Annotated in this window: 31 protein-coding genes; 19 read left to right on the top strand and 12 right to left on the bottom strand. The window is 67.0% G+C overall.

The window, feature by feature from the left end; all coding sequences use genetic code 11:
* Positions 1–360 precede the first annotated feature (360 nt).
* Both OOZ63_RS00005 and OOZ63_RS00010 read left to right on the top strand, forming a co-directional pair.
* Positions 361–753 carry a DUF4148 domain-containing protein gene (locus OOZ63_RS00005; RefSeq protein WP_266003243.1) on the top strand — a complete coding sequence of 131 codons (393 nt, stop codon included), beginning with the start codon at positions 361–363 and terminating at the stop codon, positions 751–753.
* A 171-nt stretch (positions 754–924) separates the two neighbouring features.
* Positions 925–1,488 carry a response regulator gene (locus tag OOZ63_RS00010; RefSeq protein WP_266003244.1) on the top strand — a complete coding sequence of 188 codons (564 nt, stop codon included), beginning with the start codon at positions 925–927 and terminating at the stop codon, positions 1,486–1,488.
* A gap of 21 nt (positions 1,489–1,509) precedes the next feature.
* On the opposite strand, the gene OOZ63_RS00015 is transcribed toward OOZ63_RS00010, so the two are convergent.
* Positions 1,510–1,890, bottom strand: a complete 381-nt coding sequence (locus tag OOZ63_RS00015) for a hypothetical protein (RefSeq protein WP_266003245.1) — start codon at positions 1,888–1,890, stop codon at positions 1,510–1,512.
* A 141-nt stretch (positions 1,891–2,031) separates the two neighbouring features.
* On the opposite strand from OOZ63_RS00015, the gene OOZ63_RS00020 reads away from it, so the two are divergent.
* Together OOZ63_RS00020 and OOZ63_RS00025 are read left to right on the top strand one after the other, a co-directional pair.
* Positions 2,032–2,811, top strand: coding sequence for a hypothetical protein (locus OOZ63_RS00020; RefSeq protein ID WP_266003246.1), 780 nt, complete (start codon positions 2,032–2,034; stop codon positions 2,809–2,811).
* Between the two features lie 197 nt (positions 2,812–3,008).
* Entirely contained in the window at positions 3,009–3,278 is a 270-nt protein-coding gene (locus OOZ63_RS00025) for a hypothetical protein (RefSeq protein WP_266003247.1), read from the top strand.
* Here the strand turns inward: OOZ63_RS00025 and OOZ63_RS00030 are convergent, their stop codons facing one another.
* Both OOZ63_RS00030 and OOZ63_RS00035 read right to left on the bottom strand, forming a co-directional pair.
* Positions 3,279–3,902, bottom strand: a complete 624-nt coding sequence (locus tag OOZ63_RS00030) for a histidine phosphatase family protein (RefSeq protein WP_266003248.1) — start codon at positions 3,900–3,902, stop codon at positions 3,279–3,281.
* A 4-nt stretch (positions 3,903–3,906) separates the two neighbouring features.
* Positions 3,907–4,554, bottom strand: a complete 648-nt coding sequence (locus OOZ63_RS00035) for a glutathione S-transferase family protein (protein ID WP_266003249.1) — start codon at positions 4,552–4,554, stop codon at positions 3,907–3,909.
* Positions 4,555–4,704: 150 nt separating this feature from the next.
* Between OOZ63_RS00035 and OOZ63_RS00040 the strand changes: the two genes are divergently transcribed.
* The 3 genes from OOZ63_RS00040 to OOZ63_RS00050 all read left to right on the top strand — a co-directional run bounded on the left by OOZ63_RS00040 (position 4,705) and on the right by OOZ63_RS00050 (position 5,529).
* Positions 4,705–4,833 (top strand): hypothetical protein, encoded by a 129-nt coding sequence (locus OOZ63_RS00040; protein WP_266003250.1) that lies wholly within the window; start codon positions 4,705–4,707, stop codon positions 4,831–4,833.
* A gap of 118 nt (positions 4,834–4,951) precedes the next feature.
* Positions 4,952–5,341, top strand: coding sequence for a hypothetical protein (locus OOZ63_RS00045; protein ID WP_266003251.1), 390 nt, complete (start codon positions 4,952–4,954; stop codon positions 5,339–5,341).
* On the top strand, positions 5,338–5,529 hold the full coding sequence (locus OOZ63_RS00050; RefSeq protein WP_266003252.1) for a helix-turn-helix transcriptional regulator: 192 nt from the start codon (positions 5,338–5,340) through the stop codon (positions 5,527–5,529). The genes OOZ63_RS00045 and OOZ63_RS00050 overlap by 4 nt, the downstream gene beginning before the upstream one ends.
* Positions 5,530–5,554: 25 nt before the next feature.
* Here OOZ63_RS00050 and OOZ63_RS00055 read toward each other — a convergent pair whose 3' ends face one another.
* Positions 5,555–6,547, bottom strand: coding sequence for an XdhC family protein (locus tag OOZ63_RS00055; RefSeq protein WP_266003253.1), 993 nt, complete (start codon positions 6,545–6,547; stop codon positions 5,555–5,557).
* Positions 6,548–6,829: 282 nt separating this feature from the next.
* On the opposite strand from OOZ63_RS00055, the gene OOZ63_RS00060 reads away from it, so the two are divergent.
* From OOZ63_RS00060 to OOZ63_RS00085, 6 genes are read left to right on the top strand one after another with little or no spacing between them, the layout of a single operon-like run.
* Complete coding sequence (locus OOZ63_RS00060) at positions 6,830–7,315, top strand: (2Fe-2S)-binding protein (RefSeq protein ID WP_266003254.1); 486 nt, start codon at positions 6,830–6,832, stop codon at positions 7,313–7,315.
* Between the two features lie 13 nt (positions 7,316–7,328).
* On the top strand, positions 7,329–9,683 hold the full coding sequence (locus tag OOZ63_RS00065) for a xanthine dehydrogenase family protein molybdopterin-binding subunit (protein ID WP_266003255.1): 2,355 nt from the start codon (positions 7,329–7,331) through the stop codon (positions 9,681–9,683).
* A 16-nt stretch (positions 9,684–9,699) separates the two neighbouring features.
* Positions 9,700–10,488, top strand: a complete 789-nt coding sequence (locus OOZ63_RS00070; RefSeq protein WP_266003256.1) for an FAD binding domain-containing protein — start codon at positions 9,700–9,702, stop codon at positions 10,486–10,488.
* Positions 10,488–11,369, top strand: a complete 882-nt coding sequence (locus OOZ63_RS00075; RefSeq protein WP_266003257.1) for an AAA family ATPase — start codon at positions 10,488–10,490, stop codon at positions 11,367–11,369. The genes OOZ63_RS00070 and OOZ63_RS00075 overlap by 1 nt, the downstream gene beginning before the upstream one ends.
* The gene (locus OOZ63_RS00080) at positions 11,353–12,537 is read left to right on the top strand and encodes a vWA domain-containing protein (RefSeq protein ID WP_266003258.1); all 1,185 of its coding nucleotides are present in this window, start codon (positions 11,353–11,355) and stop codon (positions 12,535–12,537) included. Before OOZ63_RS00075 ends, OOZ63_RS00080 begins: the two co-directional genes overlap by 17 nt.
* A complete protein-coding gene (locus OOZ63_RS00085) occupies positions 12,528–13,079 on the top strand; it encodes a CoxG family protein (protein WP_266003259.1) in 552 nt (183 codons plus the stop codon). Before OOZ63_RS00080 ends, OOZ63_RS00085 begins: the two co-directional genes overlap by 10 nt.
* Here OOZ63_RS00085 and OOZ63_RS00090 read toward each other — a convergent pair.
* The 5 genes from OOZ63_RS00090 to OOZ63_RS00110 form a co-directional block, all read right to left on the bottom strand.
* Complete coding sequence (locus tag OOZ63_RS00090) at positions 13,063–14,250, bottom strand: FAD-binding domain-containing protein (protein ID WP_266003260.1); 1,188 nt, start codon at positions 14,248–14,250, stop codon at positions 13,063–13,065. The genes OOZ63_RS00085 and OOZ63_RS00090 overlap by 17 nt on opposite strands.
* Complete coding sequence (locus OOZ63_RS00095; protein ID WP_266003261.1) at positions 14,247–15,791, bottom strand: cryptochrome/photolyase family protein; 1,545 nt, start codon at positions 15,789–15,791, stop codon at positions 14,247–14,249. The genes OOZ63_RS00090 and OOZ63_RS00095 overlap by 4 nt, the downstream gene beginning before the upstream one ends.
* Entirely contained in the window at positions 15,784–15,963 is a 180-nt protein-coding gene (locus OOZ63_RS00100; RefSeq protein WP_266003262.1) for a DUF2256 domain-containing protein, read from the bottom strand. The genes OOZ63_RS00095 and OOZ63_RS00100 overlap by 8 nt, the downstream gene beginning before the upstream one ends.
* A gap of 7 nt (positions 15,964–15,970) precedes the next feature.
* The gene (locus OOZ63_RS00105) at positions 15,971–16,303 is read right to left on the bottom strand and encodes a high-potential iron-sulfur protein (protein WP_416234668.1); all 333 of its coding nucleotides are present in this window, start codon (positions 16,301–16,303) and stop codon (positions 15,971–15,973) included.
* A gap of 104 nt (positions 16,304–16,407) precedes the next feature.
* The gene (locus tag OOZ63_RS00110; RefSeq protein WP_266003263.1) at positions 16,408–16,776 is read right to left on the bottom strand and encodes a thiol-disulfide oxidoreductase DCC family protein; all 369 of its coding nucleotides are present in this window, start codon (positions 16,774–16,776) and stop codon (positions 16,408–16,410) included.
* A 103-nt stretch (positions 16,777–16,879) separates the two neighbouring features.
* Between OOZ63_RS00110 and OOZ63_RS00115 the strand changes: the two genes are divergently transcribed.
* Together OOZ63_RS00115 and OOZ63_RS00120 are read left to right on the top strand one after the other, a co-directional pair.
* On the top strand, positions 16,880–17,524 hold the full coding sequence (locus OOZ63_RS00115; protein ID WP_266003265.1) for a MerR family transcriptional regulator: 645 nt from the start codon (positions 16,880–16,882) through the stop codon (positions 17,522–17,524).
* A gap of 58 nt (positions 17,525–17,582) precedes the next feature.
* On the top strand, positions 17,583–18,662 hold the full coding sequence (locus tag OOZ63_RS00120; RefSeq protein WP_266003266.1) for an acyltransferase family protein: 1,080 nt from the start codon (positions 17,583–17,585) through the stop codon (positions 18,660–18,662).
* 12 nt (positions 18,663–18,674) lie between these two features.
* On the opposite strand, the gene OOZ63_RS00125 is transcribed toward OOZ63_RS00120, so the two are convergent.
* Positions 18,675–19,202, bottom strand: coding sequence for a lipocalin family protein (locus OOZ63_RS00125; protein WP_266003267.1), 528 nt, complete (start codon positions 19,200–19,202; stop codon positions 18,675–18,677).
* 4 nt (positions 19,203–19,206) lie between these two features.
* The gene (locus OOZ63_RS00130; protein WP_266003268.1) at positions 19,207–19,887 is read right to left on the bottom strand and encodes a helix-turn-helix transcriptional regulator; all 681 of its coding nucleotides are present in this window, start codon (positions 19,885–19,887) and stop codon (positions 19,207–19,209) included.
* Between the two features lie 69 nt (positions 19,888–19,956).
* On the opposite strand from OOZ63_RS00130, the gene OOZ63_RS00135 reads away from it, so the two are divergent.
* Both OOZ63_RS00135 and OOZ63_RS00140 read left to right on the top strand, forming a co-directional pair.
* A complete protein-coding gene (locus OOZ63_RS00135) occupies positions 19,957–20,802 on the top strand; it encodes a 2OG-Fe(II) oxygenase (protein WP_266003269.1) in 846 nt (281 codons plus the stop codon).
* Positions 20,775–21,290 carry a GNAT family N-acetyltransferase gene (locus OOZ63_RS00140; RefSeq protein WP_266003270.1) on the top strand — a complete coding sequence of 172 codons (516 nt, stop codon included), beginning with the start codon at positions 20,775–20,777 and terminating at the stop codon, positions 21,288–21,290. The genes OOZ63_RS00135 and OOZ63_RS00140 overlap by 28 nt, the downstream gene beginning before the upstream one ends.
* A gap of 3 nt (positions 21,291–21,293) precedes the next feature.
* Here OOZ63_RS00140 and OOZ63_RS00145 read toward each other — a convergent pair whose 3' ends face one another.
* Complete coding sequence (locus OOZ63_RS00145; RefSeq protein ID WP_266003271.1) at positions 21,294–21,767, bottom strand: DUF1203 domain-containing protein; 474 nt, start codon at positions 21,765–21,767, stop codon at positions 21,294–21,296.
* Between the two features lie 199 nt (positions 21,768–21,966).
* Here OOZ63_RS00145 and OOZ63_RS00150 point away from each other — a divergent pair, with 199 nt between their 5' ends.
* Positions 21,967–22,449, top strand: coding sequence for a GNAT family N-acetyltransferase (locus OOZ63_RS00150; RefSeq protein WP_266003272.1), 483 nt, complete (start codon positions 21,967–21,969; stop codon positions 22,447–22,449).
* 33 nt (positions 22,450–22,482) lie between these two features.
* Entirely contained in the window at positions 22,483–23,775 is a 1,293-nt protein-coding gene (locus tag OOZ63_RS00155; RefSeq protein ID WP_266003273.1) for an NAD(P)/FAD-dependent oxidoreductase, read from the top strand.
* Positions 23,776–23,823 lie beyond the last annotated feature (48 nt).

Raw genomic sequence — 23,823 nt, forward strand, 5'->3', positions numbered from 1 at the left:
CCGGTGCCAGTGTTTGTTGCGGTCCGACACAAAGCTTCGGCTGTTCAGCCCACCATCACGCAATACGCTCCAATGGACACCTCGTGCGCGCCCAAACAAAAGCGCTCCGAGAAACTCGGAGCGCTTTGCTCTTGGCGCCCTTCGCAGCCGTTTTGACACGGACTGTGCGGGCCGGCTTTTTCACGGGCGTCGCACTGGCATTCTTGTGAAATCGTGAATGCTCAGTTGCGACGCAGCCGGTTTTTCTTCAGCGGCCCGAGGTTCACAGTTCAGGTCATGGGCACGGCGATACCGACAACAAGGGTCGCTGGCTCCAGAGCCTCAAACCCAATCAATCCGCAAGCTGAAAAGGAACCCATCATGAACAAGCTGACCGCTGTCATCGCTCTCGCCCTTCTGTCGACAACTGGTGCCGCGATGGCCCGCGGCGGGGCCTTCAACGAACTGGGTCGCGATAGCGATGTGAGTGTGAGCGCCGCTGCGCCGCAGACCCGCGCCGCTGTGCTGGCCGAGCTGCACGAAGCCCGCCGTAGTGGCGCGCTGGACCGCCTCAACAGCGAGTCGTATGCCCCGCAGATTTCGACCGTATCGACGAAGAGCCGCGCCGAAGTGCTGGCAGAGCTGCAGCAAGCCCGTGCCAGCGGTGAGCTGGCCCTGCTGAACAGCAACCACGCCGACTATGCCCACCTCAGCGGTCTGAAGGCCCGTCCTGCGGCGCAGACGCTCGCCGGCCAGCCGCGCAGCGCGCAATAAGTCCAGGCGGACGCATAGGCCGGATCGTCACAGACCCGGCTGATTGAGTCAGCATCACGACAAAGGCGACCTTGTGTCGCCTTTTCTATTGCTTGAATCGGATCCGACAGTGGGAGAATGAGCCGCCTCAGCGGGCCGTGGAGGGCTGGCCGAGCTCAGGAGAACCCCGTCATGCCTTTTGAAGTCCCGGAATTGCTCGGCCCCTATCTGCTGCCGCTGCTGATCGCGGTGCCGCTGGCCATTGTGGTGCTGGTCATCAGCCGCCGCCGTGGCGACGATCTGGACAACACCCGGGCGGCTCCGAGCGCGATGCTGCCGCCGACTCAGCCGATGAGCTTGGCCGAGCAGGGCCAGCCGGCCTCGCTGTTGCTGGTCGACGATTCGGCGGTGGCGCGCGCCAAGCTGGGAAAACTGTTCGAGAGCGCCGGCTACCGCGTCACCTTGGCCAAGGACGGCGTCGACGCGCTGGAGCAACTGGCCCAGCAGCATTTCAATGTGATGGTCACCGACCTGGAGATGCCCAACAAGGACGGCTTCGAGCTCATCGCCGATGTGCAGGGCAGTCTGGAGACCGAGGATCTGCCCATCATCGCGATCACCGGCCATGACGAACTTCACACCCGGGTGCACGATGTGCAGGGCATTTATGGTCTGTTCAAGAAGCCCTGGAACGACCGCGAGTTGCTCAAGCGGGTCGAGGCCCTGGTCTCGATGCGCAAGCCGCGCAAGGCCTGAGCCGCCGGCCCTGGCCGTGAGCTAGCGCAATAAGGCCCAGGCCAGCAGCGCGGCGTTCAGTGCTGCCAGTCCCGCGCAGCCATACAGCAGCAGCCGGCTGCGCAGACGCAGCATCTCCACCGCCTCGACCAGGCGCGCATTCTGCTCGGCCAGCGACTGCAGCAGGGCCGCGCTCTCGGCTTGCTGCCGGCTCAAGCCTCCCAGCTCGATCTCCATCTTCTGCAGGCGCAGCAAGGCCTCGGGCAGCGACTGCGGGGGTGCGCTAGGCAGCTCGGCAATCTCGGCGGCCTCGTCCTGGCTGCGCTTGAACAGCTTGCGGGCGCCCTTTACAAGGGCAGGCGTGGCCTCGATCACATCGGCCCAGGGAATCACTTTCAATGCCAGCAGCCAGGGAATGGCCATCGATACAGCTCCTTGTTGTGTGCGAAGCTATTGTGAACTCCTGCCGCTTGGGCCGGTCCGGTCCACCCGCCTCCGTCATTTTGCTAGGCTCCGGGCATTGTCTTGCTTAGTGAGTCCATGCCCATGCGCTGCCGCCCTTTGTTGCTAGTTCCCGCCCTGCTCGCCGCCGCCCCGGCGTTGTGGGCTCAAGTGCTGCCCACACCGGCCTTGCTGCAGGCCAGTCTGGGCGCACCGCCACAACCGGTCACGGTGATCGAGCCGCATCTGAGCATCGGTGGCAAGCGGGTGCGTCTGAGCTATCTGGGCTATCCGATCGCCCAGGTGCTGAACGCTCATCTGGGGCCGGATTGGCAAAACAAGCCCGGCAAGGAGATCGAGTTCCGCGCGCTGGATGGCTATGTTTCGCGCATTCCGGTCGAGCGCTTCGCCAAGCATCGAGCCTATCTGGTGCTGGCTCGCCAGGACGGCAGCGAGTTCGTCGTTGACAACCCGGGCCAGAATGAGAAGCGCGTGCCGCTGGGGCCTTACTACCTGGTGTGGGACAACATCGCCGCGCCCGAGCTGCTGGCCGATGGCGGTTCTGGGTGGCCTTACCAGGTGGCTCAGATCGCACTGCGCAACAGCAGCGCGGCCTTGCTGCCGGCCCGACTGGCGCCAGGCTTCGAGGCCCAGGCGGCGCTGGCGCAGAAGTTTTGCCTGAACTGCCACCAGGTCAACGGCTTCGGCGGCGACAAGATGCCGATCAATCTGGCCGTACGCGCCAAGCAGATCGACGGTCCGACCTGGCAGCGCTGGCTGTTGAACCCCAGCGCCGTCAAACCCGGCACCGCGATGCCGCCACTGCCCGACACCTTGCCCGAGCGCGAGGCGGCGGCGCGCCAGCTTCACGACTATCTGCGAGCCCTGCCGGTCAGCGATTAGGCATCGTCACTCCTATGCATTCACAAGCGGCTTTGCCCGCACGCAGCAGGAGCCCGCGATGAACAACGGCGTCACGAAGCACATCGGCAGCGACACCGCTGGGCCATCGTCGCGGCCAGCGCCACGACCGGCCATCTGCAGGTCGAGCAGGACCGCATCTTCACTCCGCTGGTCTACCCGACCAAGATCGTCCGCGCGTGCAGCTCGGCGAGTCGCTGCGCCTGATCCCGCCTGATCACGCGCACGAGCAGGCTGGGCTAGCCAACAGCCGTATCGAGGACGCCGTCACCAAAGCCGGTGATCTGCACACCAGCGAGGCCACGCGCACGCTGGGCCGCACCCTGGTGGCGTGCTGTCCGGTCTGTGGACTGGTCAATGTCCGCGCAGACGGCGAGACCGTTGTTTGTGCAACGCTCAACGAGAAGTGCCACAGCTGGAGCGTGCGCAAGATCAGGTCGAGGCTTTAGCTAGTCGGTCAGATCCCGCACATGCTCGTCATCGGCCCAGCCGAGGATCTCGAAGGCGCCGCCGTCCTTGAGCTGCACGCGGTTGATGCCGGTGTTCGGAATCGCGCATTCGCGCGCGCCGTGCAGGCTCAGGCCCTTGGCGGTGCGCCAGACCATGTCGAGCACGCCGCCATGGGTGACGACTGCTAGGCGCTGGCCGCTGTGCTGGGTGGCCAGCTGCTGCAGCGCGGCGATGACGCGGCGGTGGAACAGCGTGCGGCTCTCGGCGCCACCGGGCAGCGCGTAGTCGGGCTCGTGCTTGGCCCAGAGCGCGAACTCGGCCGGGTGCTGGACGCGGATGTCCTCGAAGGTCAGGCCTTCGAGGATGCCGAAGGCCTGCTCGCGCAAGGTCGGCGTGTAGCTGGGCACCAGCTTGGTTTGATCGGCCAGCGGCGTGGCGGTCTGACGGGTGCGCATCAAGTCGCTGACCACCAGCGCGTCGATGCGCTCGGCCGCCAGTCGCGCGCCCAGGCGTTCAGCCTGGGCCAGGCCGCGCCCGTTCAGCGGCACGTCAAGATGGCCCTGGAAGCACTGGCGGCGATTCCAGTCGGTTTCGCCATGGCGGATGAGTATCAGTTCGGTCATGGCTTCAAACCCAGGGCTGGGGTAGCTGCTCGGTGGCGATGGCCTGCTGCACCGCCGGGCGTTCCAGCATGCGCTGCAGATAGACGCCCAGCAGCGGCAGGCTGCGCGCCGGCCGTGCGAACCCGCGGGTCCAGCGGCACAGCATGAAGGCCAGCGCGTCTGCTGCGCTGTAGTGCTCGCCCAGCAGCCAGGGGCCGTCATGGCTGGCCAGCTGTGCCTCCAACTGGTCCAGCAGCGGCGCGATGCGTGCCTCGGCCTGGGCCTTGACCTGGGCCGCGCCCTCCGCATTGTCCTCCGCCACCCAGCGGTCGGGGTAGTAGTAGGCCAGGAGCAGGGGTTGGAAGGTATTGGTCAACCAGATCAGCCATTTGTAGAACTGGGCCCTCTCGGCCGAGGCCAGTGGCGGCACCAGGTCGGCCTGTGGGTGGGTGTCGGCAAGGTGCAAAAGGATGGCGGCCGTCTCGTAGAGCACCAACTCGCCATCAACCAGCACCGGGATCAGCCCGTTGGGGTTGAGCTTTAAATAGTCGGCCGACTTGTGGGCGCCGGCAGCGCGGTCGACGAGCCTCAGCTCGAAAGGCACAGCCAGTTCGTTGAGCAGGATGTGGGGCGCGAAGCTGGCATTGCTCGGGTGATAGTGCAGCTGGATCATGGGGTGGGGCCGGGGTGAGCGATGAGCGGCATGGTAGCGCCAGGCCGTGACGCTGGCCGGCCGGCGGGTGCGTCAGCGCACAGATGCGCCGGCCGGCTTCGTGCAAGCTGGCCTACCGGCGGAAATCCGTCACTGCAAGAGAGATCAGTCATGTCCAAGGGCCAACGCGGAAACAAGGAAGCGAAGAAACCAAAGAAGGACCCGCCCATCAGCAAGCCCGCCGACCCGAGCGTACTGGCGCCGTCGGTGGCAGATCGGGGGCGCAAGAAGGGGGCGTAAGACATCCCCGCTATGGCCGATGCTGGCCACTCCTCGGTCAAATGGAAAGCATGCTTGACACCGTAGGACAACACAAATACATTGCCTCCATGGAAAGTAAGCTTTACATGGAGTAATGATGAGCGGAGCAAAGCAAGGTCGCTATCTTCTCGAGCTCGGGGCGGCAATGGGCGCTTATGCGCTGGTGCTAGCGGGCTCCATCGCTTGGTTGCAGGGCGTCAATCCGCCGCAAGGGCTGGGGCGCGATGCGCTAGCCCTGAGCCCGATGCTGCCGGGGCTGGCGGTCGTCTGGGTGATCCTGCGGCAGCTGCGCCGCATGGATGAGTTGCAGCGCCGCGTGCAGCTAGAAGCCTTGGGGCTGGCCTTCGCCGGCACTGCCTTGTTGACCCTGGGCTATGGCTTTCTGGAAGGCGTCGGCTACCCGCGCATGAGCTCGTTCGTTGTCTGGCCGGTGATGGCCTCGCTGTGGGTCGTCGGCCTCGTGCTGGCCGCCCGGCGCTATCGATGAGAAACCGGGTCCGCGAGCTACGCACCGAGCGCGGATGGTCGCAGGCCGAGCTGGCCGAGCGGCTGCAGGTGTCGCGCCAGACGGTCAACGCAATCGAGAACGAGCGCTACGACCCCAGCCTGCCGCTGGCCTTCGTCATTGCCCGGGTTTTCGGCTTGGCGATCGAGCTGATCTTTGCGGTGGAGTGATGAGCCGGCTCGGCTGCAACGGGTCCTAAACCACGCAGCCGGCCTCGCTGCCCGAACCCTGCTGCGAACTCGTCAGACTCACGCCGTAGCGCTCGGCGGTCATGTGGGCCAGGATAGACAGCGCGATCTCGGGCGGGGTGCGGGCGCCGATGTTCAGGCCGACCGGGCCGTGCAGCCGCGCGAGCTGGGTCTCGGACATGCCGAAGTGTTCGGCCAGCCGGGCCTTGCGCTTGGCCTGGTTGACCCGCGAGCCGATCGCGCCGACATAGAAGGCAGGGCTGCCAAGCGCTTCCATCAGGGCCAGGTCGTCGAGCTTGGGGTCGTGGGTTAGCGCAACAATAGCGCTGTGGCCGTCGGGGGCAAAGCGCTGAACGACGTCGTCGGGCATTTCCCGGGTCAGGTTGGCGCCGGGGATGTCGGGCTGGTACTCGTCGCGCGGGTCGCATACCAGCACCTGGTAGTCCAGCGCCAGCGCCATGCCGGCCAGGTACTGGGTCAGCTGACCGGCGCCAATGATCAGCAAGCGCCATTGCGGCCCGTGATGGGTGACTAGCATCGTCTCGCTCAAGCACACCACATCGGCATTGGCCAGCGGGGCCAGCAGGCGCACCGCCCCGCTGGCCAGGTCCAGCTCGCGCTGAACCCGCTCGCCGGCCGCCAGACTGGCCAGCAAGGCCGGGATCTGCGAGGCCGCGGTCAGCGGCTCCAGCACCAGTTCCAAGGTACCGCCGCATGGCAGGCCGAAGCGGGTAGCCTCTTCAGCGCCAACGCCGTAGCGGATCAGGTCGGGTGTGCTCAGGGTAAGCGCACCTTCGCGCACCTTGGCGACGAGATCATCCTCGATGCAGCCGCCCGAGACCGAGCCGGCGATCAGGCCGTCGTCGCGCACCGCCACCACCGATCCCACCGGCCGGGGCGCCGAGCCCCAGGTGCGGGTGATCGTGCCCAGCACGACGCGCCGGCCCTCGCTCATCCAGGTGGATACCTGGCGCAGCACATTCAGATCAACATTGTCCATAAGCGTTCTTTGAGACTCTAGCCCGGTGCTCGGGGTACACAGGCGTCGAACATACCCGATAGCGGCTGGCCTTGCCTGAGCCGCGATGAATCCGGGTTGACCCGCGGGTCTGGTGCAACTGGGCACCAAGCTGGCACAGCTGTGCCAAGCCGGGGCAGCAAGCCCTGGGTGAAGCGCCCCATGTATGGGCATACATGCGGGTAAACGGTAGATAGCGCCCGGGACGGGCTGCCGCGAGGATGTCTGCTGATGGATCGCTGACGACAACAAGGAGACAAGCCAATGAGCCACAAGATCACGCTCAAGGTCAACGGCAAGCCGGTCACGCGCGAAGTCGCGGCGGACCGTTTGCTGGTGCAATTCCTGCGCGAGGACCTCGCGCTGACCGGCACCCATGTCGGGTGCGACACCAGCCAGTGCGGAGCCTGCACCGTGCACCTGGACGGGCGTGCGGTGAAGAGTTGTTCGATGCTGGCGTTGCAGGCGGTTGGCGCCGAGATCACCACCATCGAGGGCCTGACACCGGCCCATTCAGCCAATGGCAGCGAGATGCACCCGATGCAGGCCGCGTTCAAGGAGTGCCACGGCCTGCAATGCGGCTTCTGCACGCCAGGCATGGTCATGAGCGCGGTCGATCTGGTGCTGCACCACCGCTGCAGCTCCGAGACCGAGATCCGAGAGGGGCTGGAGGGCAATATCTGCCGCTGTACCGGCTATCAGAACATCGTGCGGGCCGTCCAGATGGGCGCTCAGAACATGAAGGCCTAAGGAGCACACGATCATGAACGCACCCAAAGAAGGTTTCATCGGCCAGAGCGTCAAGCGCCGCGAGGACGCGCGCTTCCTGACCGGGCGGGGTCAGTACACAGATGACATTGTTCTGCCGCGCCAGACTTACGCCTACTTCCTGCGCTCGCCCTATGCCCATGCGCGCATCAAGAGCGTGGACACGGCAAGCGCGGTGGCGGCCGAGGGCGTGCTGGGCATCTACACCGGTGAGCACTTCCGCGCGATTGGCGGTCTGCCCTGCGGCTGGCTGATCAACAGCCTGGACGGCAGTCCAATGAAGGAGCCCAAGCACCCGATCCTGGCTGACGGCAAGGTCCGCTACGTCGGCGATCCGGTTGCCCTGGTCGTGGCCGAGAGCTATGCCGAGGCCAAGGCCGCCGCCCAGCTCATCGAGATCGACTACGAGGAGCTGGTGCCGGCGGTCGACACCGCTGCCGCCAAGGGTCACGCGGGCCAGGTGCATGAGGAAGCGCCTGACAACGTCTGTTACACCTGGGGCTGCGGCGACAAAGCCGGCACCGATGCGGCCTTTGTCGGCGCCGCCCATGTGACGCGGCTGGAGTTTCGCAACAACCGGCTGATTCCCAATGCCATCGAGCCGCGCGCGGCCAATGCCGCCTACAACGCGAGCGACGACAGCTACACGCTCTACACGACCAGCCAGAACCCCCATGTGGCGCGACTGCTGATGTGCGCTTTCGTGCTGGGCATCCCCGAGCACAAGCTGCGCGTGGTCGCGCCCGATGTCGGTGGTGGCTTCGGCTCCAAGATCTTTCTCTACAACGAGGAAACCGCGCTGACCTGGGCCAGCAAGCAGGTCGGCCGGCCGATCAAGTGGACGGCTGACCGCTCCGAGGCATTCTTGAGTGACGCGCACGGCCGCGACCATGCGACCGTGGCCGAACTGGCGCTGGACGCCAGCGGCAAGTTCCTGGCGATGCGGGTTCATACGACCGCGAATCTGGGCGCCTATTTGTCGACCTTCGCGTCCAGCGTGCCGACCATCCTCTATGCGACGCTGCTGGCCGGCCAGTACACCACGCCCAAGATATATGCCGAGGTCACCGGTGTGTTCAGCAACACCGCGCCGGTCGATGCCTACCGCGGCGCCGGCCGGCCCGAGGCCACCTATGTGGTTGAGCGTTTGGTCGAGACGGCGGCCAAGGAACTGGGCCTGAACCCGGCCGAGATCCGCCGCCGCAACTTCATCCAGAGCTTCCCCTACGCCACGCCGGTGGGCCTGACTTACGACACCGGCGACTACGACACGACGCTCGACGAAGTCATCGAGCTGGCCGATGTGGCCGGCTTCGCGGCGCGCAAGGCGGTGTCCGAGGCCAAGGGGCTCAAGCGCGGCATCGGCTACTCGACCTATATCGAGGCCTGCGGCCTGGCGCCCTCGAACATCGCCGGCGCTTTAGGCGCACGGGCCGGCCTGTTCGAGGCCGGCGAGGTGCGGGTTCATCCGACCGGCAAGGTCACGATCTTCACCGGCAGCCACTCGCATGGCCAGGGGCATGAGACGACGTTCGCGCAGGTCGTCGCCGACCGGCTGGGCATCCCAATTGACGATGTCAGCATCGAGCATGGCGACACCGCCAAGGTGCTGTTCGGCATGGGCACCTACGGCAGCCGTTCGCTATCGGTCGGCGGCACGGCCATCATCAAGGCGGTCGACAAGGTCATCGCCAAGGGCAAGAAGATCGCTGCCCATTTGCTGGAGGCGGCCGATACCGACATCGAGTTCGAGAACGGTGTCTTCAAGGTGGCCGGCACCGACAAGAGCGTACCCTTTGCGTCCGTCTCGCTGACCGCCTATGTGCCGCACAACTATCCGCTGGACAAGCTGGAGCCCGGCTTGAACGAAAACGCCTTCTACGACCCGACCAATTTCACCTATCCGGCCGGCAGCTATGTCTGCGAGGTCGAGGTCGATCCGGCCACCGGCGTGGTCCGGGTGGACCGCTTCAGCGCGGTCGATGACTTCGGCAATATCGTCAACCCGATGATTGTCGAGGGCCAGGTGCAGGGCGGCATCGCGCAAGGCATTGGCCAGGCGCTGCTGGAGCATGGCATCTACGACAACGAGAGTGGTCAGCTCTTGACCGGCAGCTACATGGACTATGCGATGCCGCGCGCCGACGATCTGCCCAGCTTCAATATCCGCACGTCCAAGGGCACGCCCTGCACGCACAACCCGTTGGGCGTCAAGGGCTGCGGCGAGGCCGGGGCCATAGGCTCGCCGCCAGCAGTGATCAATGCGATCTGTGATGCCATCGGCGTCAAGGATCTGCCGATGCCCGCGACGCCGCATACCGTATGGCAAGCCATCCAGGCCAACCGTTGAACCGGGAGAGCACAGCATGACATTCGCCTACCAACAAGCCACCAGCGTCGCCGACGCGGCCCAGGCCGTGCGGGGCAATAGCGAAGCCAAGATTCTGGCAGGCGGGCAGTCCCTGCTCGCTGCGATCAAGCAGGGCCTGGCCGCGCCCGAGGCCTTGATCGACCTGTCCGGACTGGCCGATCTCAAGGGCATCAAGATCGATGCAGGCAAGGTCACGATTGGCGCGATGACCACGCACGCGGCGGTGGCTGCGTCCATGGATCTGGCCGCCGCGATACCGGCGCTGGCCGATCTGGCCGGCCGCATCGGCGACCGCCAGGTGCGCAACCGCGGCACGATCGGCGGCAGCCTGGCCAATAACGACCCGGCCGCCTGCTACCCGGCGGCGGTGCTGGCCCTGGGTGCCACCATCCACACCGACCGGCGCTCGATTGCGGCCGATGATTTCTTCAAGGGCTTGTACGAGACCGCCTTGGCCGAGGGAGAGATCATCAGCTCGGTGAGCTTCCCCATCCCGGAGAAGGCCGGCTGGCAGAAGTTCAAGCAACCGGCCTCGCGCTTCTCCATCGTCGGCGTGTTCGTCGCGAAGACGGCCGGCGGCGCGCGGGTGGCCGTGACTGGTGCCGGGTCTTGCGTGTTCCGCACCACGGCCATTGAGGCCGCGCTCAACAGCAGTTGGACCGCCGCTGCGGCCCAGGCTGTCGGCATCAGTGACGAGGGCCTGAACAACGATTTGCATGGCTCGGCGGCCTACCGGGCCGCGCTGATCCCGGTGCTGGCCGGCCGCGCGGTGGCGGCGGCTTGATGGCGGCCTTGCCGGCCAGCATCGACGAGACGGCGGCACAACTGCTGGCCCAGGGCTATGTCGCCCAGCGCGAACTGGCCACCGCCGCCTTCCTGGCCCTGCGCCTGCAGCGACCGCTCTTCCTGGAGGGCGAGCCGGGCACCGGCAAGACCGAGATCGCCAAAGCTCTGGCCGCGATGCTGGGCCGACCGTTGATACGGCTGCAGTGCTATGAGGGCCTGGATCTGGCCAGCGCGGCTTATGAGTGGAACTATGCGCGGCAGATGCTTGAGATCAAGAGCGGCGGTCTGGCGGGCGACGAGCTGTTCGCACGCCGCTTCCTCATCGCGCGGCCGCTGCTGCAGGCCTTGGAACAGCCGGGGGTGCTGCTGATCGACGAGCTGGACCGTGCCGACGAGCCTTTCGAGGCCTTTTTGCTGGAGTTGCTGAGCGATTTCCAGCTCAGTATTCCCGAGCTGGGTGTGATCAAGGCCGCAGAGCCGCCTATCGTCGTGCTGACCAGTAACCGCACCCGCGAGATCCATGATGCGGTCAAGCGGCGTTGCCTCTACCACTGGGTAGATTTCCCTGATGCGCAGCGCGAGCTACAGATCCTGCGGCTCAAGGTGCCCGGTGCTGGCGACGCGCTATCGCGCCAGATCGTCGCCTTCATCCAAGGCTTGCGAACCCTGGACCTGTACAAGTTGCCCGGCGTGGCCGAGACCATCGAGTGGTCGCGCGCGCTGTTGGAACTCAATGCCCTTGTGCTGGACCCTGAGACGGTCAGCAACACGTTGGGCGTGCTCCTAAAGTACCAGGACGACATCGCCAAAGTGCAGGGCTCGGAGGCGGCGCGGCTGCTGGAGCAGGTGAGGGTGGCCACGCATGGCTCAGTTGGCTGACCTGCCCGCACATCTGGCGACCAATGTGATGCACTTCGCCCGCGTGTTGCGCCAGTCCGGTATGGCCGTGGGCACGGACCGGGTGCAGCTGTGTTTGGAGGCGCTGCAGGTGGCTGGACTCGAATCGCGGGCCGATTTCAAGGCCACGCTGGCCGCCTGCCTGATCGACCGCGCGGCGCACCGGCCATTGTTCGAGCAGGCTTTTTACCTGTTTTGGCGAGACCCAGATCTGCTGGGCCGGGTGATGGCGATGATGCTGCCGCGTGCCCAGGCAAAACCCGGCAGCCCGCCGCCACCGGAGAACCGGCGCCTGGCCGATGCACTGTTCCCTCAGGGGCAGCCACAAGGTCAGAAGCCGCGTGAACCGGAGGAGCAGATCGAAATCGATGCCCGGCTCAGCTGGAGCGATCAGGAACTGCTGCGCCAGCGCGATTTCGAGACGATGACGACAGAGGAATGGGCCGCCGCCAAGCGCCTTTTGGCGCGGCTGCGCCCCTTGTTCGAGACCCGGCCAACACGCCGCTTTCGTCCGGCCGCTCAGGGCCGCTTCGACTGGCGAGCAACCCTGCGCGCGCAGACCCGCCAGGAGTTGGCGCCACCGCGCTGGCGCCGGACCAGGGTCAAGGTCGCGCCGCTCGTGATCCTGGCCGACATCTCTGGCTCGATGAGCCGCTACTCACGCATGCTTTTGCACCTGGCCCATGGCCTGGCCAATCCCGCCGAGCGGCGCCATGCCCCCAAGGTCACCAGCTTTGTTTTCGGCACGCGGCTGACGGCCATTACGCGGCTTCTGAAGCAGCGCGACCCCGATATCGCGGTGGGCGCCGTCGCGCGCGCGGTGGCCGACTGGTCGGGCGGCACCCGCATTAGCGCCTGCCTGCATCAGTTCAACCATGATTGGGCGCGTCGCGTGCTGAGCAGCGACACCACGGTGCTCTTGATCACCGACGGGCTGGAGCAGGGCGACAGTGCCGACGCACTGGCCTTCGAGGCGCGTCGCCTGCGCCTGTCCTGCCGCCACCTGATCTGGTTGAATCCGTTGCTGCGCTTTGAGGGATTTGAGCCCAGGGCGGCCGGCATCAAGGCCTTACTTCCCGAGGTGAGCGCCCATCTTCCCGCCCACAACCTGGCTAGTCTTGAAGACCTGGTGAACACCTTATGCAACTGACCGGACAAGAAACTCTGCCCGTCGCCCAGGCCCAGGCCTGGGCCGCGCTCAACGACACCGAGATGCTGAAGACATCCATCACCGGCTGCGAGTCGCTGACACCGGTAGGAGAAAACGAATACGAGGTCTTGCTTGCGGTCGCAATCGGCCCAGTCAAGGCGAAGTTCAAAGGCAAGCTCAAGCTCTCCGAGCTGCAGCCGCCGACCAGCTACCAGCTCGCCTTCGAGGGCTCGGGCGGCGCTGCCGGCCACGGTAAGGGCACGGCCCAGGTGCGGCTGGAGACGCTGGGTCCGGCCCAGACCCTGCTGCACTACACGGTGCTGGCCAGCGTCGGCGGCAAGATCGCGCAGATCGGTTCGCGCCTGGTCGATATGGCCGCGCAGAAGATGGCTGGCGACTTCTTCGCGGCTTTCAATGCAGCACTGGCCGAGCGCTATGGCGTGACGCCGGCGGAGCCGCCGGCTCCGCCCAAGGGCGTCTTCCAGCGCTTCCTTGACTGGTATCTGGGCTGGCTGGGTCGGGTCTTCAGCAGCGGTCGCTGAGCTTCAGCGCCGCGCTGGCCCGCTTCCACCATTGCGAAAACGAATCGCAATGCCGGGCCACCGGGGCGAACAACTGCGGCCTCGGCCGGCAGCGGGCCACGCCGTGCAGGGCCGGCGAGAGATGCGGGTCGGCCACCATCTGGACCGAGCGCGCCTGCGCCAGCGCGCCGGCCAGCGTGGCCGCATCGCCCCACCAGCGCAACGCGGCCAGCTCGCTCATGCGCTGGCCGACAAAGGTCCAGCGCGCCGCACTCCAGGGCCAGCACGCGTGCAGATGGCCGGCCTCGAAGATCGCCACGCTGACGCTGTCGGCGGGCAAGTCGGGCGGCGGATCGGCCAGGGCCCAGGCGTGGACCAGCCAGACATCGCGCCCCGCGACCGCCGTCGAATCGGGCACGCCCCAGGCAGCAGGCGGCCGTTCGTGCAGGGCTGGCTCGTCGACACCCAGGGCCTGCCGCGATTGGGCGCCAACCGGCTCGGCGCTGCGGGCGATGGCATCGAGGGCCTCGTAGGAGGTGTCGATCACCGTGCCTGGGCTGTGCCAATCCGGCAGCGCGTGGCGCGCGACATTGCCGGCATTGAACAGATAGGGCTTGTGGCTGCCGGTGCCGGCCACCCATTGCCAGCTCAGATGGTTGCTTGCCAGGTCTCCGTCCAGCAGATGGCCATACATCCAATCGGCACCGATGCGCCAGTGGATTTTGCGCAGATGGACGATATAGCTGGCCAGCCACAGGCGCAGATGGTTGTGCAGGTAGCCCTCGGCGTAGAGCAGGCGCACCGCCCGGTCGATCACCGGAACGCCTGTGCGCGCCTCGCGGATGTCGGCCGGCAGTTCGCGGGCATAGGCGCGGTCGGGCAGCGGGCCGGCATGCAGGGAGCGGAAAATCGCGTCGCCGCGGCGTTGCCAGACATGGTGGAAATACTCGCGCCAGCCGAACTCGTAGACCAGCTTGTGCTGCGGGTGCAGCGGACCGTGCTGCTCAGACAATGCGGTCATCACCGCAGGCAGGTCCAACAGGCCATGGCTCAGGTAGGGCGAGAGCCGCGTGACCGCGCCGTCCAGCGCATTGCGGCTGCGTGCGTACTCATGGGGGTCGATCGCGGCGAGCCGCGCCCGGGCGGCCGCCAGCGTGGGCGGGAAGTCGGGCTTGCCCATGTCCCGGTTCATGCCGTAGCGGCTCGCAAAGCCTCGGCGTGGACGCGGATGGCCTGCCGCTGAGCGTTGTCCAGCCTTGCTAGATTTCTGAGCTGCATCTGCATGCGCGGCTGGCGCGCCAGCGCCTCCTCATGGCGCAGCAAGAAATCCCAGTACAGGCTTGTGTAGGGGCAGGCGCGCTCGCCCACGCGCTCGGCCGGGTCGTAGCGGCAGCCTTGGCAATAGGGCCCCATGCGTTGCAGGTATTTTCCGCTGGCGATATAGGGTTTGCTGGCCATCAGACCGCCGTCGGCGAACTGGCTCATGCCCAGGGTGTTGGGCAGCTCCACCCACTCGACGGCATCGACGTAAACGCTCAGGTACCAGGCATGCAGTTGCTTGGGGTCCACGCCCAGCAGCAGCGCGTACAGACCGGTCACCATCAGGCGCTGGATGTGGTGGGCATAGCCGTGCGCGAGGGTCTGCTTCAGTGCGTCGCGCAGGCAGGCCATCTCGGTGTCTCCACTCCAGTACCAGGCTGGCAGGGGCTGGTGGGCGTTCAGCGCATTGCGCTCCAGATAGCCGGGCATCTGGGTCCAGTAGATGCCGCGCACATACTCGCGCCAGCCGAGGATCTGGCGGATGAAGCCCTCGACGCTGGCCAGCGGCGCCCGGCCGGCCTGCCAGGCGGCCTCGGCCGCAGTGACTACCTCGCGCGGGTTAAGCAGCTTCAGGTTCAGCGCGGCTGCCAGCTGCGAGTGGTAGAGCCAGGGTTCGTCTGGCCACAGGGCATCCTGGTAGCGGCCGAACAGTGGCAGGCGCTCGGTGATGAAGTCCTGCAGCGCCTGCAGCGCGTCGGCGCGCGTGACTGGCCAGGCGAAATGCGCCAGCGACCCCGGGTGATCGGCAAAGCGGGTGTTGACCAGCGCGATCACCTCGTGGGTGATCGCGTCTGGCGCGAACTCGGCGCGCGGCGGTCGCAAGCCGGGGCCATTCGAGCCAAAGGATTCGCGGTTCTCGGCATCGAAGTTCCACTGCCCGCCGACCGGCTGGCCATCGGCCTGCATCAGGACGCCGTGTCGGCTGCGCAGGTCGCGGTAGTAGTATTCCAGTCGCAGCTGCTTGCGGCCCTTGGCATGGGCCGCGAACTCGCGCACCGTCGCGTAGAAGTGCCGGTCCTCACGCAGCTCCAGCGGCAGCCCGGCCTGCTTGGCCACCGCCTTCAGCGACTGCAGAACCCGCCAGTCCCCCGGCGCGGTCAGCAATAGGCGCTGAGGGCGCAACTCGGCAATGCTAGCGCCGAGCTCATCCGCGAGCGAGCCGAGATTGCCCACATCGTCAAGCCGCCGGTAGTGCAGCGGGCGGCCGGCCGCTCGCAGCGCCTCAGCGAAGTGTCGCATCGCGGCCAGGAACAGCGCGATGCGCGGTTTGCCCGACCAGACATGCGTGGACTCCTCGGCCACTTCGGCCATCCAGACCGCGTCCTGCGCCGCATCGAAGTCATCGAAGGCGGCGGCCTGAAAATCGAGCTGGTCTCCCAGCACCAGCACCAGATGGCGCAGACCCTCATGCATGGCGGCGCGTCTTTGCGCTGCGGCAAGCGTCGGAACAGTAACGCACCTCGCTCCAGACCCTGGCCCAGCGCTTGCGCCAGCTCATGGCCCGGCCGCAGGCCAGGCAAGGCTTGCTGGGCAGATATTGCTTGTTGCCCTTGAATGCAGGGCTGGCCGCGTCTGGTTTGTCCATCGGTCGCTCAAGCCTTCTTGGCCCAGGCACTGCACCAGCCTTTGCCGGCCACCTGCTTGCCGGCGAACAGCGGGCAGCCGCCTGCAGCGTCAGTCGCCTTGCCCTGGTAGAGCGCGCAGTTGGCGCAGTTTTGGCCGGTGGCGTACTTCGGGTACTTCTTCGTGTCGGTCTTGCCGGCATCTGCGACATAGCCGAGTGCGGCCGCCTGGGCGTCCTTCTCGTCTACCAGCTTGGCCTGGGCGCGCGCCTGCAGATGCACCCCGGCGCCTAACATCAGGCCGCCACCGGTCAGGCCGATCAGGAAAACGCGGCGCTGCGGGACGGATTGGGTTTTGGACATGGTCTTGTCTCCTCGTTCACGATGGACACAGGCCTGGGGGGTAGAAGATGTGGACCGAGGGCCGGCGGGCTCGGTGCATCTGTGAGTTCAACGCGGGCAGGGGTTCAGGGTTGACGTCTCCACAGCCGGCGGGCGAACAAAAAGCCGCGGTACAGGCCTTCCAGCAGCGCGGGCAGCGGGCCTCGATCCAGCAGCCGGGCCAGCCAGGCCCAGCGCGGCAGTGCCCGCCACAATGTCAGAAAGCCGCGGGCCCCGCTGACTAGGCGGCCTTGGGCATCGCGCACATGCAGACGGGCCAGGGCCGCCTCGCGGCTGAGCCCCAGGCCCAGCGCGGCCGGCGGGCAATGCGCGACATCGACCCAGCACAGCTGCTCCGCACCCCGCTCGCGCTGGTACAGCGCGATTTCGCGGCTGCAGACCGGGCATGCACCGTCGAAATAGACGGTCAGTGTTGAGGGTGTGGCGGTGGTCATGGGAGGAGCATAGGCAGTTCGCCGACCCCGGGTCGTGCTGTGCGCAATGGGCGCCGCCGCGTATCTGATAATCCGATTCAATACCGAGTCACCGGGGGAGCTCATGTCCGAGTCCAATGCACAAGCCGCCGCGCAACGCCACTACCGCAGCGCGGCCGTGGCCCGCATGCTGCGAATGCCGGTGGCAACTCTGCGCATCTGGGAGCGGCGCTACCGGGTCAGTGGTGCGGCCACCAGCGCGGCCGGCCACCGGCTGTACAGTGCCGCCGATGTGCGGCGCCTGGCCCTTCTGAGACAGCTGGCCACGCTGGGCCATGCCATCGGTGCGATCGCCGCACTGGACATGGATGGGCTGCAGGCCGTGGCCCGCACCCATGCCAGCACCTTGGCCGAGCCGCTGCGTCTGCCTGCTCTTCCGCTGGACCTGCCGAGCGACACGGCGCCGCCACGGCGCTTCGACGATGCGGTGCTCGGCGATGTGGCGGGGTTGTCCTCGACGATTGCATGCGAATGCCCGCAGCATCTGGCCGAGATCCTGATCCGGCTGACGCAGTTCGAGGCCTACAGCGCTGACTGCCGCCAGCGCAGTCCTGCCGATGCGGAGCTGCACGCCTATCTGCAGCAGGTCGCTGGCCAGGCTCGCGCCAGCTTCGAGAATGCGTTGGAGCGGGTGGCCATCCACGAAGGCCTGTTGCTAGGCCCCACCTTACAATTCGGCACTCTTGCGCCGCCCCTGGCTGCGCTCTGAGACTGACTCCTCCAAGATCAATGCAGCGCCTGTCCGATACCGGGGCGGGCGTTTTTTCATGAGCGTCCCCATTTCCGCCGTTTCCTCCCGTCTGCTGCACCTCGATGTCTTGAAGGCAGTGGCCGCGCAACTGATCGTGCTGCATCACCTGGCCGCCTACGGCCCGGTCGCCGAGACCGTGCAGGCATTGTGGCCGGCCCTGATCGCCTGGCTGTATGAATACGGTCGCATGGCGGTGCAGGTATTTCTGGTGGTTGGCGGCTTTCTTACGGCGCGCGGCCTGGCACCGTCCGGCAGGCGCTTGGAAGGTGCGCCGCTGAGCCTGCTGTGGCGCCGCTATTTGCGCCTGGCGCTGCCGTTCACCGCGGCCGTGCTGCTGACTTTGGCCTGCTCGGCCCTGGTCGCGCCTCTGCTGCCAGAGCTGGTGCCGGCAGCGGTCAGCGCGCCGCAGTTGCTCGCCCATGCGCTCTTGCTGCACGATGTGCTGGGCCACGAGGCGCTGACGGTGGGGGCCTGGTATGTGGCCATCGATCTGCAACTGTTCGCGCTGCTGCTGGCCCTGCTGTGGCTGGCGCGCGGCAGTGCGGCGGCGCGCTGGCTTGGTCCGGCCCTGGTCTTGCTGCTGAGTGCGGCCTCGCTGTGGGTCTTCAATCTGGACGCCGGCCAGGACATCTGGGCACCGTATTTCTTTGGTGCCTACGGTATGGGCGCGCTGGTGCACTGGTTGGGCTTGAGCCGCTATCGCAGGTTGGGCCTTGTCCTGATGACAGCGCTTGCCGGCGGGGCCCTGGTCTACGAGTTCCGCGAGCGCCTGGCGCTGGCGCTGGCCACCGCGTTGCTTCTGGCCTGGCTGCAGCAGCGCCACCAGCACGGCCTGCGGCTGCTGCGCGGGCGCGCGGCAGCGGCGGTCGCTCATCTGGGCACGCATTCCTATGCGCTGTTCCTGGTGCACTTCCCGATCTGTCTGCTGGTCAATGCACTGTTCGAGCACAAAGACCCTGAGCACCCCTGGGCCGGCGTCGCCGCGATGGCAGCCGCCTGGGCTCTGAGCAATCTGGCCGCGCTGCCGTTCTATCGCTGGATCGAGGTGCCAGCCGGGCGGCTTCGTTTGGGCTGGGCGCGCACCCAGCAGGCCTGAGCCACGCTGCGCTCAGCGCTCCAGCGGGCGGGTCTGCGGCGTGCGCTGGAAGGCGCTCTTGTCAAAGCCTAGCGAGGCCGCCTTGTCGAGCAGGCGCTGCAGTTGGGCCTCGTCCATCTGCGGCTCTCGCGACAGCACCCAGGCGTATTTGCGGTTGGGTGTGCCGACCAGTACCTGGCGATAGTTCTCGTCCAGATCCAGCACCCAGTAGTCGCCGTAAAACGGCCAAAAGAAGGTGACGCGCAGTCTTGCATTGCCGCTGCCGTCCACCACCTTGGCATGGCCCTTGACGTCCTCGATGTCGCCGCTGGCAGCGCGGCAGCGGTTGATCACCTCGACGCGGTCTCCGTCGGGTCGGTAGCGGGCCTGGGTGTCCGCAACGCATTGGCGCTGGAAGCGATTGGGCAGCAGTGCGATCTCGTACCAGGCGCCGGCATAGCGCGCAAGGTCGACGCTGGCCACTGTGGGCAGCGGGGCGTCGGCGGCGTTGGCGGCGTTACAGGTCAGCAGCGCGGCGGCGATCAGCAGGGGTTTGAGCATGCGCTCAGTCTAGGGCCTGCGCCCTCTCCAAGTCAGCCAGGGTCTTACCGGGCTCGTCGCGGAAGCGCTCGTCCAACAGGGTCAGGTCTTGAATCCGGTCGACCCGGAAGCTGCGGAAATCGCTGCGCTTTTCGCACCAGGCCGCGACGGTCCAGACCGGGCCCCAGAAAAAGCAGGCGAGCGGACGCACCACCCGCTCGGTACTGGCGCCGCCAAGGTCCAGATACTGCAGGCGCAGCTTATGACGGCTCTCGGTGGCTTCGCGCAGTCGCATCAGGCGCTGGCTCAGGCCTTCGTCCATGCCGCTGTGCGGTGCGTAGACCGCCAGGCTCTCGGCCGCCGCGCGCGCGGCCGGCGACAGCACGGCCAGTATCTTGGATAGCGCGCTCTCGGCCGGCGCGATCAGGCCGGCGTCCAGCGCCGGCCGCGCCAGCCGCACCACGGCCACCAGGGCCTGGGCCTCGTCCTTGGTGAACATCAGCGGTGGCAGGTCGAAGCCGGCCCGCATCCGGTAGCCGACACCGGCCTCGCCCTCGATCGGCACGCCCTGCTGCTGCAGCGCGGCCACGTCGCGGTAGACGGTGCGCACCGACACCTCCAGGCGCTGGGCCAGGAACTCGGCGGTGGAGAGACGGCGCCCACGAATGAGCTGGACGATCTGGAACAGGCGGTCGGCACGGCGCATCCCTCCATTGTGGCGGCTTCCGATGCTCGCTTCACACTGCTGACGCCGTGCTGTCAGTAACATCAGGCCATGTCGATTCAACAGCTGACCCCCGATTGGCAAGCCTGGCTGCGCGAGAACGTCGCGCGCGGCTGCAGCCGCCACACCATGCTGCCGCTGCTGGTGCAGGGCGGTTTTGCCCCGGCTGTGGCCGAGCGGGCGCTGGACGAGGTCATCGGTGGCGCCCCGGCGCTGCCTGCGGCGCTGGGCCAGTCTTTGCGAGCGCGGCCCGTGCCCGAGCTGCAGGCCAACCGCATCGATTGCGCCGGCCAGCGCGTGCGCGTCGCGGCGGTTCTGGATGCGCCGCAGATCGCGCTGTTTGAGAACCTGCTCACCGAGGCCGAGTGCGCGGCGATGATTGCCCTGGCCGAGACCCGGTTGGCACGCTCCACGGTGGTCGACGAGCAGCTCGGCGAGGCTCGGGCGCACGAGCACCGCACGAGCGCCGGTGCCTGGTTCCAGCGCGGCGAGACGCCGCTGGTGGCCACTATCGAAGCGCGTTTGGCCGCGTTGTTGCGTTGGCCGGTCGACCATGGCGAGGGCCTGCAGGTGCTGCGCTACGGGCCGGGCGGCGAGTACCGCGCCCACCACGATTTCTTCAACCCGGCCCATGCCGGCAGCCAGCGCCATCTGCAGCAGGGCGGCCAGCGGGTCGGCACCTGCATCCTCTACCTGGGCGAGGTCGAGGCCGGCGGCGGCACTCGCTTTCCGCAGCTGGGCTTCGAGGTGCGGCCCTCGCGCGGCGCGGCGCTGTACTTTGCCGATGTCGATGCGCGCGGTGTCGAGGACCCTGTCACCTTGCACGCCGGGGTGCCGGTGTTAGCCGGCGTCAAATACATCGCCACCAAATGGCTGCGCGAGCGGCCCTATGTGTGATGGCCGTGCTCGCGCTGCGCCGCTGCGAGACCAGTGACCGCCCGCCGCTGGCCCGCATGCTGGAGCTCTACCAGTACGAGCTGTCCGATATCTGGGACCAGGACCTCGATGCCAACGGTGAGTTCGGCTACGACTTGGAGAGTTTTTGGCGCTCGCCCACTTGCCATGCCTTCATCGCGACGGTGTCCGGCCGCTACGCCGGCTTCGCGACGGTGGACAGGCGCGTCAAGGTCGGTCCCGAGGGCTGGTGGATGGACCAGTTCTTCGTGCTGAAGAAGTACCGCCGTGCCGGGGTCGGCGCGGCGCTGGCCGCCCATGTGTTCCAGACGCTGCCGGGTGACTGGGAGGTCGGCCAGATGCCGGCCAATTGGCCCGCCCGGGCCTTCTGGCGGCGCGTGATCACGGTCCGCAGCCACGGCCACTTCAGCGAACACCGCCTGGAGCAGGGGCGCTGGACGGGCATCGTCCAGCGTTTTCACTGCGTCTGACGATCAGGCGCGCCCGATGCGCGCCACATAGCAGCCATGGCCGGCGTAGTGAGCATGGATGAAGGCCGTGCTGGGCTGGCCCAGCAGGTGGTCGATCAGGCTCTCGGCCATGCGGCCCTCGACGACGCCGGCATCGACGATCAGCCCCTGCGCGTCGAAGGCGCGCAGTGACAGCAGGCTGTATCGCAGCATTTCGGGTAGCTTGTCCACCGCTTCGAAGGCGGCTTCCGCGCCCTCGCGCACAAAAATCGCGTGGCTGGCGCGGTAGGGGCTGTCGACGTCGAGGTGCATGTGGTTCAGCAGCAGGCAGCTTTCGCCGGGCCGGGCCGGGCGCAGCTCGATGCGGTCGGGCAGGGTCTGGCCGGCCTGGGCGCGGCGGCGCACGATATGGCGCTCGGCGAGCTCTGCGTCGCTCAGATCGAACAGCGGGCGGAAGGGCTCAGGCGACAGGCCGGTGATGCGGAAATGGGTTGTCATGGGGTGGCGGTCCAAGGGTTGAGAAGATCTGCAGCCTAGGCTCGCCATGCCGCTCTGGCTCGCCGGAAGCGGACCTGGAATTCGGCGCGCTGGCACGCCGCTTGCATGTGGAACTCTATTCAAACCCCTGTTTTGACCACCGGCCGCCGCCGGCATCGTGCCCATGTTGTCCTCCCCGTGTTCACCCGAGCCGTACACCGTGAACAGTTCTGCCCTTGCCCTCGAACCCAGCCTGGCGCGTGAGCGCCCCGATCAGCCCGAGGTGCTGGCCTTGATCCATGCGCTGGACGCTTTCCAAAGCGCGCTGTACCCAGCTTCCAGCAACCATCTGCTCAATGTCGAGGCCTTGCTGCGGCCCGAGGTGCGCTTTCTAGTGGTGCGCGATGCACAGACACGGGTGCAGGGCTGCGGGGCGATCGTGTTGCGCGAGGACTGTGCCGAGCTCAAGCGCATGATGGTTCGCCCCGAGGCGCGCGGCCAGGGCCTGGGCGGCGCGCTGATCGCGGCGCTGGAGGTGGAGGCCGTGTGCGCCGGCCGGCCCTTGCTGCGGCTGGAGACCGGCGTGCGCCAGCGACCCGCCATCAGGCTTTACGAACGCTTGGGCTATCGGCGCTGCGGCCCTTTCGGCGGCTACCGCGCCGACCCCTTCAGCGTCTATATGGAGAAGCTGCTCGGCGCCTGATCCACAATGCCCCGAAATACTGCGGGAGCATGAATGCAAAGGCCTCGGGTTCTGATCATCGGCTGTGGCTTTGGCGGCCTGGAGGCCGCGCGCACGCTGGCCCATGCGCCGGTCGACATCACGCTGATCGATCGCAGCAACCACCATCTGTTCCAGCCGCTGCTCTATCAGGTGGCCACAGCCGGCCTGTCGGCGCCCTCAATCGCTGCGCCGATCCGCCATATGCTGCGGCGCCAGCGCAATGTCACCGTGCTGATGGCCGAGGTGTCAGGTGTTGACAAGGCCGCGCAGCGGGTGGCGCTGGCCGATGGCCAGCGCCTGCCCTACGACTATCTGATCGTCGCCAGCGGCGCTACCCACAGCTATTTCGGCCGCGATGAGTGGGCCGCATACGCACCAGGGCTGAAGACCTTGGCCGATGCCTTCAAGCTGCGCGCCAAAGTACTGCTGGCCTTCGAGCAGGCCGAGACCTTGGAGGACGAGGCGGCGCGTCGACCCTGGTTGAACTTCGTCGTGATTGGCGCCGGCCCGACCGGGGTCGAAATGGCCGGTACCCTGGCCGAGATCGCCCGCCACACGCTAAAAAATGAGTTCCGTCGCATCGATCCGGCCAGCGCCCAGGTGCTGCTGGTCGAGGGCTCGGATCGGGTGCTGCAGGCCTTCAGACCCGAACTCTCGGCCAAGGCCAAGGCCCAGCTGGAGGGCCTGGGTGTGCAGGTGCAGACTGGCGCCCGCGTGGTCGGCATCGACGTGGCGGGCATCGAGGTCGAGCAGGGAGGCGAGCGGCGGCGCATCGCGGCGCGCACCGTGGTCTGGGCCGCCGGCGTGGCGGCCTCACCGCTGGGCAAGACCCTTGACGTGCCGCTGGACCGCGCCGGCCGCGTCATCGTCGACAGCGCGCTGAACATTCCCGGCCACCGCGAGATCTTCGTGGTCGGCGACCTGGCCGCCGCGCAAAGCCATGAGAGGGACGGCCGCATGAAGCCGGTTCCCGGCGTTAGCCCGGGCGCCAAGCAGATGGGCCGCCATGCCGCCCGCCAGATTATGGCGGCCATCGCCGGCAGACAAGACCTGGCCCCCTTCCGCTATCAGGACTACGGCGCGCTGGCCACCATAGGCCGCAAGGCAGCGGTGGCCGATGTCGGGCGCTTCCAGTTCAGCGGCTACTTCGCTTGGCTGTTCTGGCTGTTTGTCCACATCTACTTCCTGATCGGCTTTCGCAACCGCCTGGTCGTTCTGATGGACTGGGCCTGGGCCTACTGGAGCTTCCAGCGCTATGCGCGCGTGGTGGCCGAGCCGGCACCGACGGCAGACCCCGGCCACTAGCCGCACATTGGTCGGCCGAACGGGTCCGTTCGGCCTATTGAGATTTTG

The sequence above is a fragment of the Paucibacter sp. PLA-PC-4 genome (assembly GCF_026241155.1).
In the GTDB taxonomy this organism is placed as follows: Bacteria; Pseudomonadota; Gammaproteobacteria; order Burkholderiales; family Burkholderiaceae_C; genus Roseateles_E.

What these genes read in the sequence shown, in the direction of transcription:
- OOZ63_RS00005 (WP_266003243.1), top strand. Translation starts at nt 361, where the DNA reads ATGAACAAGCTGACCGCTGTCATCGCTCTCGCCCTTCTGTCGACAACT.
- OOZ63_RS00010 (WP_266003244.1), top strand. Translation starts at nt 925, where the DNA reads ATGCCTTTTGAAGTCCCGGAATTGCTCGGCCCCTATCTGCTGCCGCTG.
- OOZ63_RS00015 (WP_266003245.1), bottom strand. Translation starts at nt 1,890, where the DNA reads ATGGCCATTCCCTGGCTGCTGGCATTGAAAGTGATTCCCTGGGCCGAT.
- OOZ63_RS00030 (WP_266003248.1), bottom strand. Translation starts at nt 3,902, where the DNA reads ATGACCGAACTGATACTCATCCGCCATGGCGAAACCGACTGGAATCGC.
- OOZ63_RS00035 (WP_266003249.1), bottom strand. Translation starts at nt 4,554, where the DNA reads ATGATCCAGCTGCACTATCACCCGAGCAATGCCAGCTTCGCGCCCCAC.
- OOZ63_RS00040 (WP_266003250.1), top strand. Translation starts at nt 4,705, where the DNA reads ATGTCCAAGGGCCAACGCGGAAACAAGGAAGCGAAGAAACCAAAGAAG.
- OOZ63_RS00045 (WP_266003251.1), top strand. Translation starts at nt 4,952, where the DNA reads ATGAGCGGAGCAAAGCAAGGTCGCTATCTTCTCGAGCTCGGGGCGGCA.
- OOZ63_RS00050 (WP_266003252.1), top strand. Translation starts at nt 5,338, where the DNA reads ATGAGAAACCGGGTCCGCGAGCTACGCACCGAGCGCGGATGGTCGCAG.
- OOZ63_RS00055 (WP_266003253.1), bottom strand. Translation starts at nt 6,547, where the DNA reads ATGGACAATGTTGATCTGAATGTGCTGCGCCAGGTATCCACCTGGATG.
- OOZ63_RS00060 (WP_266003254.1), top strand. Translation starts at nt 6,830, where the DNA reads ATGAGCCACAAGATCACGCTCAAGGTCAACGGCAAGCCGGTCACGCGC.
- OOZ63_RS00065 (WP_266003255.1), top strand. Translation starts at nt 7,329, where the DNA reads ATGAACGCACCCAAAGAAGGTTTCATCGGCCAGAGCGTCAAGCGCCGC.
- OOZ63_RS00070 (WP_266003256.1), top strand. Translation starts at nt 9,700, where the DNA reads ATGACATTCGCCTACCAACAAGCCACCAGCGTCGCCGACGCGGCCCAG.
- OOZ63_RS00075 (WP_266003257.1), top strand. Translation starts at nt 10,488, where the DNA reads ATGGCGGCCTTGCCGGCCAGCATCGACGAGACGGCGGCACAACTGCTG.
- OOZ63_RS00080 (WP_266003258.1), top strand. Translation starts at nt 11,353, where the DNA reads ATGGCTCAGTTGGCTGACCTGCCCGCACATCTGGCGACCAATGTGATG.
- OOZ63_RS00085 (WP_266003259.1), top strand. Translation starts at nt 12,528, where the DNA reads ATGCAACTGACCGGACAAGAAACTCTGCCCGTCGCCCAGGCCCAGGCC.
- OOZ63_RS00090 (WP_266003260.1), bottom strand. Translation starts at nt 14,250, where the DNA reads ATGAACCGGGACATGGGCAAGCCCGACTTCCCGCCCACGCTGGCGGCC.
- OOZ63_RS00095 (WP_266003261.1), bottom strand. Translation starts at nt 15,791, where the DNA reads ATGCATGAGGGTCTGCGCCATCTGGTGCTGGTGCTGGGAGACCAGCTC.
- OOZ63_RS00100 (WP_266003262.1), bottom strand. Translation starts at nt 15,963, where the DNA reads ATGGACAAACCAGACGCGGCCAGCCCTGCATTCAAGGGCAACAAGCAA.
- OOZ63_RS00105 (WP_416234668.1), bottom strand. Translation starts at nt 16,303, where the DNA reads ATGTCCAAAACCCAATCCGTCCCGCAGCGCCGCGTTTTCCTGATCGGC.
- OOZ63_RS00110 (WP_266003263.1), bottom strand. Translation starts at nt 16,776, where the DNA reads ATGACCACCGCCACACCCTCAACACTGACCGTCTATTTCGACGGTGCA.
- OOZ63_RS00115 (WP_266003265.1), top strand. Translation starts at nt 16,880, where the DNA reads ATGTCCGAGTCCAATGCACAAGCCGCCGCGCAACGCCACTACCGCAGC.
- OOZ63_RS00120 (WP_266003266.1), top strand. Translation starts at nt 17,583, where the DNA reads ATGAGCGTCCCCATTTCCGCCGTTTCCTCCCGTCTGCTGCACCTCGAT.
- OOZ63_RS00125 (WP_266003267.1), bottom strand. Translation starts at nt 19,202, where the DNA reads ATGCTCAAACCCCTGCTGATCGCCGCCGCGCTGCTGACCTGTAACGCC.
- OOZ63_RS00130 (WP_266003268.1), bottom strand. Translation starts at nt 19,887, where the DNA reads ATGCGCCGTGCCGACCGCCTGTTCCAGATCGTCCAGCTCATTCGTGGG.
- OOZ63_RS00135 (WP_266003269.1), top strand. Translation starts at nt 19,957, where the DNA reads ATGTCGATTCAACAGCTGACCCCCGATTGGCAAGCCTGGCTGCGCGAG.
- OOZ63_RS00140 (WP_266003270.1), top strand. Translation starts at nt 20,775, where the DNA reads ATGGCTGCGCGAGCGGCCCTATGTGTGATGGCCGTGCTCGCGCTGCGC.
- OOZ63_RS00145 (WP_266003271.1), bottom strand. Translation starts at nt 21,767, where the DNA reads ATGACAACCCATTTCCGCATCACCGGCCTGTCGCCTGAGCCCTTCCGC.
- OOZ63_RS00155 (WP_266003273.1), top strand. Translation starts at nt 22,483, where the DNA reads ATGCAAAGGCCTCGGGTTCTGATCATCGGCTGTGGCTTTGGCGGCCTG.